Consider the following 12,029-nt stretch of genomic DNA (forward strand, 5'->3'; position numbering starts at 1 on the left):
CTTCGCCCGCCCAGCCCCGAACGACATTATGGCTCCATAACGCGCGTGGCGGCCGGGTTCGAACGACGTTATGGCTCCATAACGCTGTGGACGGGCGGGCGGGGCTGGTCCAGGCCGTAGAGGCGGGCCCAGTTCTCGCGGCTGGTCAGCCGCGGCTGCGCCGCCCGGTACCGCTCGACCACCGACGGGCCCTCCACGGCCAGCCTGCGCAGCACCCGCGCCCCGCGCTTGGCCAGCTCCAGCGCCAGGGCCCGGTCCCGGGTGCGGATCCGGATGCCCTGCTCGGACATGTCGGTGACGACCGCACGCTCGAAGTTCGACACGTGCCACCAATGCGCGTCACCGGCGGGCACCATCCCGGTCCGGTGCACCGAGCGCCCGGTCGCGTGGAACACGGCCCGCTTGAGCCAGGTCAGGCGCTCCTTGCCGGGTGGGTTGGCCGCCCGGACCACCTGCATATCGCGGAAGTCGTTCCCCCCCTCGCTGATCGGGTGCATCACGGTCTCGGGGTAGGCGGCCCGGATCTGACGGATCCTCGCGGCCGCGGCGGCCGAACCGTCGTCCAGGATCTCCGGGCCGTCGAGGAAGTCCTCGACGGCCTGCAGCAGCGTCGCCGACAGCCCGTACTGCATCCCGACCAGGTACTGCGCGAGAAGCTGCCCGACCCGGCGGCCGATCCGCCTGACGGAGAACCCGGTGTGCAGCGCGGCGGTGATCAAGCCGTTGCGGATGTTGAAGTACCGGTGCCACTCGTCCCAGTCCTTCCATCCGAAGTCGGCGTGCCACACCCCGGCCCCGGGCAGCGCGACCGTCGGGAAGCCGTGCGCCCGCGCCCGGTACCCGAACTCGACGTCGTCCCACTGGAAGAACAGCGGCAGCGGGTAGCCGATCGCGTCGACGATCTCCGCCGGAATCAGGCACGACCACCAGCCGTTGTACTCGGTGTCGACCCGCCGCTCCTGCACGATCGGTAGCCGGCGCTCGTCGAGACCGAGCAGATAGGCCTCCTTGAGCGCCCCGGGCACCGGAAGGCCGACCAGCAACAGCTCGGGATCGGCGTACTCTGCGCTGATATGCAGATGCCCGGGATGCAGCAGGTTGAGCATCTGCCCGCCGACGATCGTGGGGTGCGTCGTGCGGTTGGCGAACGCGGTGAGCCGGATGAGGATCTCCGGCTCCAGCAGCACGTCGTCGTCCATGAACACGACGTCGGCGCGCTCGTCGCCGGCGCCCGCGACCTCGAACAACCCGCGGGTGAACCCGCCCGCCCCGCCCAGATTCGGCTGGCGAATGTAACGAAGCCGGTCACCGAGCCGCGCCGCCACATCGGCGAACCGAGGCCGCGACTCGAGCGGGTCGCTGCCCTGGTCGACGACGTAGATCAGGTCGACGGTCGCGAGCGGCTCCGGGTCGTCGGCGAGCGCCTGCAGGGTGTTGAGGCCGTCCTCGACGCGGTTGTAGGTGCAGATGACCACGGACACCGGGCGCACGGCCGGCGCCGGGACGGTCCAGCGCACGTCGGAGACGGCGAGCTCACCGGTTTCGGTGGTGAACTCCAGCCACAGCCCGCCGCCGTCGACGAAGCGGTCGATGGGCGCGTTCAGCCGGACGGCGGCGCCCTGCGCGTCGGCCACGTCGTATGCGGCGACGATGCGCCACACCTTGTTGGTGTCCGAGGCCAGCACCCGGATCCGCCCCGACCCGCTGGCGCGCATCGAGACCTCGACCTCGGTGACATCGGTCCAGCGCTGCCAGTAGGTGGCGTGGACCCGGCCGAAGTAGGTGTTCGTGCTGACCTGGCTGGCCGGGGCGAGCTCGACGCGGTGCCGCTCACGGCGCGCCCCACCCCACTCGACCACGCAGTAGAGATCTTCGGGGACCAGCGCCGAGGGGCCGCGGCACAGGCCGCGCTGGATGACCAGCCGGGCCGTCGGTTCGGGAGGTGGCGCCGGCGCCGCGGCGGCGGATGGCGCGGGCACGTCGTTCATGGCGGCGTCCATGACGGTGCGCGCCTGCGTCTCGGTGGAGCCGGGTGAGCCAGGCATGCGAAAGGTCGTCCTCCGGTCGAGGGTGGGATCACGAACATTGTGGGTCAGACGGGCCGCTGATGGTGCTTCGGGGCCGAAGCGTGTCGCTCACCGACCGACCGGATCCAGGCCCGGCACGCGGGTGCGCCCCTCGGCGTACCAACCGGCGACGGTGCGATCGGTCACGCTCGGTGCCGGAGTGGCGAGCGGCTGGATCGGAACCCATCGATAGAGCTGCGCGGCGTCACGGGTCGGGTCGCCGCGCAGGTAGGTGGCCATCCGCTGCTCGGTGACCAGCAGCCGGGGTCCGGCGAAGGGGCCGCCATGGCCGGGCGAGTAGGTGATCGCCGCCGCCGGGTCGTCGGCCGGGGGACCGACCCGCCAGGTCGCGACGCCCGCCGTGCCGAGGGACAGGGGCTCGGGCCGCAGGCACGGGAAGACGAACGCCACCGGCCAGTCGAGGATCGCGGGCGTGCCCGGGGGCAGCAGCTCGGTCATCGGGGTCAGCCGCGGCACCCGGGGCAGCGAGACCACCGCGGGGGTGGCCGTCCCGGCCACCGGCAGTGCGGGGGCGTCGACCACGAGCCGGACGGCCGTGGCGCCGCGGGGAGCCATCAGCCGCACGTCGGCCGGCGTGGCGGCCTGCCCGGGCGAGGTCACGGGCTGCTCGGCGAGGACCTCACCGTCGGGCCGCGTCGCGAACTCGGCGTGCAGCCGGTCTCCCGGGCGCATCGATCCCGCCACGGTGACGACGACGGGCAGCCGTCCGGTCCGCTGGTCGTCGTCCAGCCCGAACCACGGGGTGGTGCCGGTTCCGGCGACGGCCATCCCGGGCAGCACGTGACCGCCGGTATCGGCGGGCACCACCGGCAACACCGGGGCGGACGCTCCGACCGTGGGGAGCACCCCCGCCGCCGGGTCGGTCTCCACCGAGAGATCCCGCTGCAGCCCGCACGGTTGGCCCCCCAGGACGGCCGCGGCGTCCGCGGCGAGCGTGTAGCCGTCGCGGTGCGTGAGGCTCGTCTTCGCGAAACCGAGCACCTGCAGCGCCACCACCCCGAACACCAGCACCAGTGCCACCGAGGCCGGGGCGGGCACCCGGCGGGGCAGCGGGACCGCCGCGGCCACCCGGCGCGCCGCCGGACCGGAGCCCGCCGCCGATCCGCGCCAAGCCGAACGCACCAGCAGCGCGACGAGCAGCACGACACCCGCGACGAGCCACACCACGGCGAACAGAACGCCGGCGAGCTGTGGCGACATCGTGCTCCAGGTGATCGAGTACCAGCCCGAGACATACGGCCACGAGTTGGTCCCGGCGAGCACGAGCGACCCGAGCACGGTGAGCAGCGCGAGCCCGGCGAGCACCGGCCTCGCGGTCCCGGCGCGGACCCGCAATGCGGGCGCCGACCAGGCGACGAACCCGAGCAGCAGCACCGCGGCACCGAGGCCCGCGACGTCGCCGAAATGCTGGGTCCACTTCGTCGGGGTGGCGGCCATCGCCACCAGCGAGAGCCCGAACGCGACGACAAGCCGGCGTGCTGGTCCGGCCGCGATCCCGGCCCGGCCGCGCGCGGCCAGCGACCAGACGACCCCGGCGGTGGCGAGCAGGGTGAGCAGCACGGGGGCGCGTTTCCCGATGGTGCCCTGGAAGTTGTCCGGTTCCAGCAACAGCTGGTAGCGCTGGTATTCCTGATACCACGGGACGCCGCCCCCGATCAGGCCGCGAACCCGCACGGCCTCCAGCGCCGCGGCCAGGCTCTGGTCGGCGAACATCAGCAGCACCGCGGCCGCGGGCGCCGCCACGAGCGCGACGAGCAGCGGCAGCCGGTGCAGATCGCGGCGTACGCGCAGCAGCCGCAGCAGCGGCAGGCCCGCCGCGAGCACCGGGGTGAATGCCATCAGCCCGCCGGGAGTGAGCGCGGTCGTCGCCCCGGCGAGGAGCAGACCCACCGCCAGCGGCAGCACCGCGCGGGTGGCCACCGCGCGTTCCACCGCGACGAACACCGCCAGCGACCCGAGCGCGACCCACGGCTCGGGCCGCAGCCCCAGGTTGAACGGCAGCCACCAGGCGGCGAAGGCGACCGCGGCCAGCCACGGCGCGCTCGGCCGCGCGGCGAACCGGCCCAGCCGGGGCAGCACGGCGCGGGACAGCACGGCCCAGCACGCCAGCCCCAGCAGGGTTGAGGGCAGCCGCATCCACAGCGTCGACGCCGAGATCTGCGACCACCAGTGGTAGAGCTCGTAGAACCAGCTGAACGGGGCCTCCGGCGCGTCGAGCCAGCGGTAGACGTTGCCGATGAAGCCGCTGCTGTCGCGGTTGCGGACGATCCCGGTGATATAGCCGTCGTCGACGGTGATCGGGCCGATCACCCACCACAGCCCGAGCAGCGCGGTGACCACCAGGTCCACCGGTCTCGGCCGCCCGATGCGACCGCGCAGCCGCACCCGCAGACGTACCGCCCGGTCGCAGCGGCCCAGCGCGATGAGCATCCCGAGCAGGCCGAGCACGCACAGCGCGGCCAGCGTCGCCTTGAGCGGGCCGATCGTGGTCTGGAAGCGGGTGTCGGCGGTCAGGTTCAGCGCGAGCCCGGCGGGGTCACCGGCTGCGGTGAAGGCGCCGGCCACCGCGGGCCGCAGGTCGCCCTCGCCCGAGAGCACCGGGATGCCGTCGCGCAGCAGCTGGGTGCGGTTGAAGTCGGAGGTGAGCGTGAAGGTGCAGTCCCCGGGGGGAAGCGCCGCCATCCCGAGGTCGACCCCCGCGCTTCGCACCTGCAGCCCCGATCCCGCGGCGCGCAGCTCCAGCCCGGCCAGGCGCTCGGCGGTCGGGTCGGTCTGCGGTGGGACCGTCGCCAGCACCAGGGTGCCGGGTGCCGCCGTCCGGACTGCCGTGCAGCTCACCGACGCCGAGAGGTCCACCGGCTGGTAGGGCATCAGCGGGATCGCGGCGGCCGTTCCGTCGGCGGGGGTCCACGAGTACTCGACGACGGGCTGGGTGACCGGCGCGAACGGGAAGGCCAGCGCGGCCAGCGCGGAGATCAGGCCGAGGACGAGGGCCCAGCGCCGCGGCCCCGTCGCGGGTGTCGGTGTGGGGATGTCCACGGATCCGCTTCGGCCGACGGACTCGGGTGCGGAAGCCGGCGACAGCACCTCGCCAGGCTATCGGCGCCCCGTCGCCGCCCCTCGCTCCGTGAGTGCGTAACAGTTTTCTAAAACTGTTACGCACTCACGGGTGGGGGGCCTGGGCTTGTCGTGGCGCGATCAGCTCGACGGTCGGGAAGTGCGTCCGTCGGTCGTCGGCGGAACGGGACTGCTCGGTCATTCCTTCGCGGGGCTGCGGTCGGGAGGTGGCGCCCCGATCGGACCCGCCTGCTGCCATCCCCACACCGTCTCGGTCCCCTCGACGACGTCCGGACGTCCGGCGTCGGGGGCATACGGCTGCAGGAGGCGGAGCTGGCCCCAGTCCCGGTCCCACTCGCCTTCGAGATAGGTCGGCACCAGCCGTTGCTGCGTCGTCTGCTGGATCCACCCGAGGGGCCCGCCGGCGGACGCGGAGCTCCAGTCGTCCCCGACCTCGCGCTGCTGCTGGTCGGCAAGGACCCGGTAGCGGGGCAGCTCCGCCACCCCGCGGTCGATGCCGAACGGACGCAGGCACGGGCTGGCGAGTGGAACCGGCCAGTCCAGGGCCCCAGCGGAGCCCGCCATCAGCTCGGTCATCGGCGTCAGCAGCGGCACCCGCGGCGGCGCGACCGCGATCCATCCGTCTGAGGTCACCGCGCGGTCCTCGGCGAGGATCCGCACCCGGTCGGCCTCCGCGGCGGGCCGCCCGGCCAGGTCGAGCCGCACATCGCGCCAGGCCGCGGTGCCCGCCGCCGAACCGAGCGGATCGGCGGTCGTGGTCACAGTGCCTGCGTGGCCCGCGGGTTCGATCCGCTCGACGACCTGGGTCCCGTCGGGGCCGGTCCGGGCGAACTCCAGCGTCAGCGACGTGCCGTCGCCGACCTGCCCGGCGATCCCGAGCACCAGCGGGGCCGCGCCGCTCGTGGCGTGCGCGGGGAGCGCGTACCAGCCGGTCCGCAGGGTGCCCGTGGCGTCGACGTCCGGAACGAAGCTCCCGAGAACAGGCCCGCCGAGCGGGCCGGTGCCGGTGATCCCGTCCTCCCGGTTGCCCTGGCCGTCGGTGTCGCGCAGCGAACCGGGGCCGGTGGGCGGAAGCCCGTCGGGATGGAAACCCTCCGCGATCGGATCCTGCCCGGGATCGTCGCCCACCGGCGGAGCGGATGGGAGAACCCCGGCCGACGGCTCGGTCTCGACGAACAGCCGTCCGGCGAGGCCGCACCGCGCACCCGCCGGGTCGGTGAGGATGTCCGCGCCCAGCGAGTAGCTGCCCGCCTGCTTCTGCATGCCCTTCACCATCGAGGCCATCTCGAACAGCACCACCAACCCGCAGATCACCGCCAGCGGGGCCGAACCGAGGCGCAACGCCCTCGTCCGGCCGTCCGGTCTGCGACGGACCGGCCGCGGGACCTCGGGCCCGCGCAGATGTTCGATCACCGCGACGACGAGCGCGGCGGCCGCCGCCATCAGCAGCAGATTCATCGCGGTGTACCCGTTCACCACCGGGGCCTTGTCGAACCACGGAACTCCCCAGCTCGACACGTAGTACCAGGCGTTGGGACCGGTGAAGGCCAACGCGGTGACGACGAGCACGACCGAGAGGAACGCGGCCTGGTTGCGCCGGGACCGGAGCACCTGGGTGCTCGTGGCCAGTGCCGCCAGCGCCGCCATTCCCGCGCCGAGCGCGGCGAACGCCCCGAAGTGGTGCGTCCACTTCGTCGGTGTGAGGGTCAGCACCGCGAAGGCGAACACGATGCTGCCGATCAGCCGGCGGCCCGGACCCAGGGCCGCCCCCGGAATGCGGCCGCGGCGCAGCATCACGACCGTCGCGACGGCGGTACAGAGCATCAGCAGCAGCACCGGGAACCGGCGGGCGAGCGAACCGTCGCGGCCGTTGGAGAACAGCAGGTTGTAGCGGTAGAGCTCGGCGAACCAGGACAGGTTCGGACCGATCTCGGTCCGGACCCTGGTCGCCTCGGCGATCGCGGCGTAGGTCTGGTCGCCGAAGATCGCGACGAGTACCACCGTTCCGGCGGCGGCCAGCGGGCCCAGCACCGCCGCCCAGCCGACGGTCGCGGCCCGTTCCCGGAGCAACCGCAGCAGCGGGCGCGCGGAGCCGAGCAACGGGGCCAGCGCCAGCAGCCCGGTCGGTGTCGCCGCCACCGCGAACGCACCGGCGACGAGGGCGAGCGCGACCGGAACCAGCCGCCGGGTCGCGAGCGCGCGCTCCATCGCGCACAGCGACAGCAGCGCCGCGATCACCACGACCGGCTCGGGTCGCAGGCCGTTGTTGAACGGCAGCCAGAAGCACAGGAACACCGCGGCGGCGGCCCAGCCGGCGGCGCGGCTGCGGCGAACCTGCACCCCGAGCCTCGGGAGCAACCACCGGCTGAGCAGCAACCAGGACGCCACCCCCATGACGAACGCGGGAATCCGCAACCAGAGGACCGCGCCGGAGACCCCGGACCAGAGCGAGTACAACTCGTAGAACCACCCGAACGGGGCCTCCGGCGCGTTGAACCACCGGTAGTAGTTCCCGATGAAGCCGGACGACTCCTTGGCACGGGTGATATCGAGGATGTAGCCGTCATCGGTCGTCGTCGCGCCGATCACCAGCCACACCGCCAGGACGGCCAGCACGGTGAGATCGCGGACCGGGTCGTGGCCGCGGAGCCTGCCGGGCAGCTTCCCGGTGCGGGGTAGCCGGCGACCCTCGCGCCCGTCGATCCGCCGCAGCGCCCACAGGCTGCCGACCATGGCCAGCACGATGAGGACGCCCGCGGCGATCTTCACGCCGGTTGCCGAGGTGTCGAAGCGGTTGTCCACCTCGATCCGCACCGCGGCGCCCGCGACGTCGTCCCGGGTGCCGTCGAGATCGGAGTAAACGCCGACGACCTGCGGCCGGTGGTCCCCGCGTTGGCTCACCAGGATGCTCCCGCCGAGACCGACCACCGTGTGCGCCGCGTCCGTGCGGATGGTCAGGACGCAGTCACCGGGCGGGACAGGGGCGTCGGCCACCTGCTCGCCGCGATTGACGACGGTCAGCATCCCGTCGCCGACCGTGGCCGTCAGCCCGACCTGCGCGCCGTCGGGAGACGCCGGTGGGGTCGTCGCGAACAGGGTCGCGGATGCCGCGCTGTGCGCGTCGAGGTCCCGGATAGCGGAGCAGCTGATCTCGGCGTCGAGGTGTTGGGGCCGGTAGGCGACCAGCGGGGCGGTCACCGGGGCGGTGCCGCCGGACGCGGTCGGCCACCGCAGCTCCGCGGTGTTCTGCTGCACCGGCAGGAGGGGGAACGCGACGGCGAGCAGGGCGGCCAGCAGGCCGAGCGCCGCGGCTGTCCAGCGCGATCGGGAGGGGCTGTGCGTGGGTTGGGGCCCCGGGCTGCCGGGGCCCCAACGTCTGTCGGTGATCGCCTGGTCGGACGTCAGCACGCGGCAGAGGCTAGACATCCTCGGCTGCGGTCCCGATTCCGCCCCGTGAGTGCGTAACAGTGTTCTAACACTGTTACGCACTCACGGGGCGGGATGACCTCGGCATTCGCGGCGACCGGATGGTGTCCGGAGGCGCGGGCCGTGCGGCTTCTGTGATCGGATCGGGCGCGATGAGTACGCAAAACGACGAGGACCACGCCACCGCCATGCAGCTCGAAAGCAGGCCACCGCTTCGCTGGTACGTCCGGATGGTCCGCCGCTACCTCGGCCCCGGCCCGTATCTGGACTTCGGTTGCGGTTCCGGGCAACTGCTGCGCAGGCTCGCGCGACACGGACCGGCCTCGGGTTTCGAGATCTCCGAGCAGGCGGCGCGCGCGGCGCGGGAGAACGCGCCGGGTTACCCGGTCTCGACGTCGATGGACCAGCTTCCCGATGGCGCGTTCCGCGGCGTCGTCGCGATTCATGTCCTGGAGCGCCTCGACGACGTCGCCGCAGCTGAGGCGGTTCGCACCTGGCGACGGGTGCTGCGTCCCGGCGGGCGAGTGCTGCTCGTGGTGACCGACCCCGGCGGGCGGGGACGCGAGCTGGGCGGTACGAACTGGTCCGGCTTCGCCGACCCGATGCGTATCAATCTCAAGCCGCATGCGCGGTGGCGAACCATTCTCACCGACGCGGGGTTTCGGATCGTCCGGGAGGGCAGCGACGGGCTGTGGGACGTGCCCTACGGGCGGATGCCGAAGCTGCTCGACCTGCGCGCCGCCCCGGCCGTCACCCAGTTCGTCCTGGGCCACCTGCTCGTCGCACCAGGATCCGGTGAATCCTCGGTCTTCGTTCTGGAGAAGACCGGGTGCCGGACCCGTGACGGTGGACGATGATCGGGGCATGACCGAGCTGCTGCCACTGAACCCCGACGAACTGCTGACGACCACGCGATCGGTGCGCAAGCGTCTCGACCTGGAGCGGCCCGTCCCGCTCGAGGTGATCCGGGAGTGCCTGGAAGTGGCGCTGCAGGCGCCGACCGGAAGCAATGCGCAGAGCTGGCACTGGATCGTCGTCACCGACCCCGGGCTGAAGAAGGCCATCGCCGGCTATTACGCGCAGTCCTTCGACGCCTACCGGCGCTCCGCGAGCTATAGCGGGGCGAGGAGATTCGACGACCCGGCGCGCGACGCCACCCAGACCCGCGTCGCGTCCAGCGCCGACCATCTGGCCGCGCATATGGCCGAGGTCCCGGTGCTGGTCATCGGCGCGATCTTCGTCGGGTTGCAGCTACCTGCCGGCAACCAGGCTGGGTTGTGGGGCTCACTGCTGCCGGCGGCGTGGAGCTTCCAGCTGGCGGCCCGGGCCCGCGGGCTGGGCAGCGCGTGGACGACGCTGCACCTGGAGTACGAGAAGGAGATTGCCGAGCTGCTCGGTATCCCGGCGCGGGTGCGCCAGGGTGTGCTGCTGCCGGTTGCCTATACCAAGGGCACCGATTTCAAGCCTGCCCCACGCCAGTCCCTGGACGCGGTCCTCCACCTCAACTCGTGGTCCCCTGTGAGTGCGTAACAGTGTTAGAACACTGTTACGCACTCACAGGGCCTCCCGGGCTGTCCCGCACACTTCCCGGCGCAGCTGGGACAGCCGACCCGTGACCGCGGGCCGTCGCGACGGGGAGGGTCGACACGTACCGGATCCCCGATTCAAGGAGCGTGTCATGACCGCCACCGATTCCACTGCCAGCTTGCCCCGACCGGTGACCACCGCCCCGCCAACGGCCAACGGCCAACGGCCACCGGCCGCGGCTGGGCGTGGGCCGGCGCCCTCGGCGGCCTGCTCGGCATCGTCGGGCTGATGGCCACGGGCGACCTCTACGACTTCAAGACCGGCGTCGTCGCCGACAACGGTGCGCTGGCTGCCGCCGTCGCCGAGCGCGCGACGCTGGTGTGGGTGCAGCAGGCGGTCTGCGCCGTGGTCGCCGCGTGCCTCGTCGTGTTCGCGGCCGGGCTGCGGCGCCACCTCGCCACCCAGGAGCCCGCTGGCGGTCTCGTGTCCCAGATCGCAGCGAGCGGGATCGTGCTGACCGCGGTCGCGCTGCTCGTCGGCAGCGGGATCTCCACCGAGCTGTACTGGGCGCTCACCGGCGCGCAGCCGGTTGACCCCGACACCATCGGCGCTCACGTCGCGATCTACAACACGATGGCGTGGCTGTGGGGTGGGCTGGCTCTCTCGGCGGGAGCGGTCGCGCTGGGTGGCCTGCGCCGGGGCTCGGTCGGCCGGGTCGTCGCCCTGTTCAGCGCGCTGATGGCGCTGCTGCTCGCGGCCACTCAGGTGCTGCCGGTGCAGTACATCGCCGTCGTGCCTGGCGCGCTGTGGCTGATCGGGACGGGTGCCGCGCTGGCGCGCCGAACCGCTCGCCCCTGACCGGATATCGTCTGCGCCGATGAACGCAGGCGCGCGGCTCGCCCGGCGGGCGGCGCTGCCGCTGACTGGTATCACCCTCGCGTTGGTCGGGATCGGGGCCGGGCTCGCCCTCGCCGCGGGCGTGCCCGTGATCGACCTGGTCTACCTGGTGTTCGTCGTCGCCTGCGGCGTCACCGGCGGCCTCGTCGTGCGGCAGCGCCCGGCCAACCCGGTTGGTGCACTACTGCTCGGCAGCGCAGCCTGCTTCGCCGCGCTCGAGGCCTGCGGGCGGGCGGCGCGGTGGCTCGAGGGCCCGCCCGCCGTCACACTCGGCTGGCCGCAGACCTGGCTGTGGGTGCCGGCGAACGCGCTGCTCGCCGCGGTGCCGGTGTTCTTCCCCGACGGCCAGGCCGGAGCGCGATGGCGGTGGCCGCTCGCCGCGTTCGCCTCGCTGGGCGTCGTGACCGCCCTGCTAAACGCGCTGCGACCGGGCCCGGACACCCAGCTCGGCGTGCCGGGCAGGCCCAACCCGGTCGGCGTGCCCGGCCTCGCGCCGCTCGCCGACGCGTTCGCCACGGTGTTCACCCTGGGCACCGGCCTGGTGCTCGTCGCGGCCGGGGTCGGGCTGGTGGCGGGGCTGATCCGGAGCGGCGCAGGCAGGTGGAGTGGCTAGCCTACGCGGTCGGACTCGCCGCGCTGGTGATCGTCGTACGGCTCGTCGCCGGGCTGACCGACGATAACCCGGACGCGGTTTTCCCGGTGGGCAGCCTGCCCTGGGAACTGGCAGGCGGGGTGGCAGGCGCGCTGCTCCCCGTCGCGGTCGGTATCGCCGTCGTCCGGCACCGGCTGTTCGACATCGACCGCCTCATCGGGCGCACCGTGCTGCTGGTGGTGCTTTCCGGCTGCGTGGCGGGCATCTATCTCGCGGTGGTCGCGCTCGCCGGAGCCTGGCTTGCCCCGGTGCTGGGTTCGGCGGTCGAGCTGCCCGCCGCGCTGCTCGGCGCCGGGCTCGCCGAGGTGCTGTTCGCGCCGCTGCGTTCACGGCTGCAGCGCCGCGTCGAGTGACTGCTCTAC

The 12,029-nt window shown here is 73.0% G+C and carries 8 protein-coding genes; 5 read left to right on the top strand and 3 right to left on the bottom strand.

The features are described 5' to 3' along the window. Nucleotides 1–68: 68 nt before the first annotated feature. From G567_RS26455 to G567_RS26465, 3 genes are all read right to left on the bottom strand, one after another. A complete protein-coding gene (locus tag G567_RS26455; RefSeq protein WP_051232149.1) occupies nt 69–2,045 on the bottom strand; it encodes a glycosyltransferase in 1,977 nt (658 codons plus the stop codon). 90 nt (nt 2,046–2,135) lie between these two features. Beyond that, entirely contained in the window at nt 2,136–5,126 is a 2,991-nt protein-coding gene (locus G567_RS26460) for an arabinosyltransferase domain-containing protein (RefSeq protein WP_051232151.1), read from the bottom strand. Nucleotides 5,127–5,342: 216 nt separating this feature from the next. Continuing rightward, complete coding sequence (locus G567_RS26465) at nt 5,343–8,573, bottom strand: arabinosyltransferase domain-containing protein (RefSeq protein ID WP_051232153.1); 3,231 nt, start codon at nt 8,571–8,573, stop codon at nt 5,343–5,345. A gap of 170 nt (nt 8,574–8,743) precedes the next feature. Between G567_RS26465 and G567_RS31705 the strand changes: the two genes are divergently transcribed. The 5 genes from G567_RS31705 (at nt 8,744) to G567_RS31710 (ending at nt 12,020) form a co-directional block, all read left to right on the top strand. Then, nucleotides 8,744–9,448 (top strand): class I SAM-dependent methyltransferase, encoded by a 705-nt coding sequence (locus tag G567_RS31705; RefSeq protein ID WP_161631660.1) that lies wholly within the window; start codon nt 8,744–8,746, stop codon nt 9,446–9,448. Nucleotides 9,449–9,455: 7 nt separating this feature from the next. Continuing rightward, nucleotides 9,456–10,121 carry a nitroreductase family protein gene (locus G567_RS0102860; protein ID WP_028928776.1) on the top strand — a complete coding sequence of 222 codons (666 nt, stop codon included), beginning with the start codon at nt 9,456–9,458 and terminating at the stop codon, nt 10,119–10,121. Nucleotides 10,122–10,406: 285 nt separating this feature from the next. After that, on the top strand, nt 10,407–10,976 hold the full coding sequence (locus tag G567_RS0102865; protein WP_028928777.1) for a hypothetical protein: 570 nt from the start codon (nt 10,407–10,409) through the stop codon (nt 10,974–10,976). 19 nt (nt 10,977–10,995) lie between these two features. Beyond that, complete coding sequence (locus tag G567_RS26475; RefSeq protein ID WP_147200886.1) at nt 10,996–11,628, top strand: hypothetical protein; 633 nt, start codon at nt 10,996–10,998, stop codon at nt 11,626–11,628. Continuing rightward, entirely contained in the window at nt 11,616–12,020 is a 405-nt protein-coding gene (locus G567_RS31710; protein ID WP_051232155.1) for a hypothetical protein, read from the top strand. The genes G567_RS26475 and G567_RS31710 overlap by 13 nt, the downstream gene beginning before the upstream one ends. Nucleotides 12,021–12,029: the final 9 nt, after the last annotated feature.

The sequence above is a fragment of the Pseudonocardia asaccharolytica DSM 44247 = NBRC 16224 genome (genome assembly GCF_000423625.1).
Taxonomy (GTDB): Bacteria; Actinomycetota; Actinomycetes; order Mycobacteriales; family Pseudonocardiaceae; genus Pseudonocardia; species Pseudonocardia asaccharolytica.

Coding starts and splice junctions, on each gene's coding strand:
- G567_RS31705 (WP_161631660.1), top strand. CDS start 8,744: ATGAGTACGCAAAACGACGAGGACCACGCCACCGCCATGCAGCTCGAA.
- G567_RS0102860 (WP_028928776.1), top strand. CDS start 9,456: ATGACCGAGCTGCTGCCACTGAACCCCGACGAACTGCTGACGACCACG.
- G567_RS26475 (WP_147200886.1), top strand. CDS start 10,996: ATGAACGCAGGCGCGCGGCTCGCCCGGCGGGCGGCGCTGCCGCTGACT.
- G567_RS26455 (WP_051232149.1), bottom strand. CDS start 2,045: ATGCCTGGCTCACCCGGCTCCACCGAGACGCAGGCGCGCACCGTCATG.
- G567_RS0102865 (WP_028928777.1), top strand. CDS start 10,407: ATGGCCACGGGCGACCTCTACGACTTCAAGACCGGCGTCGTCGCCGAC.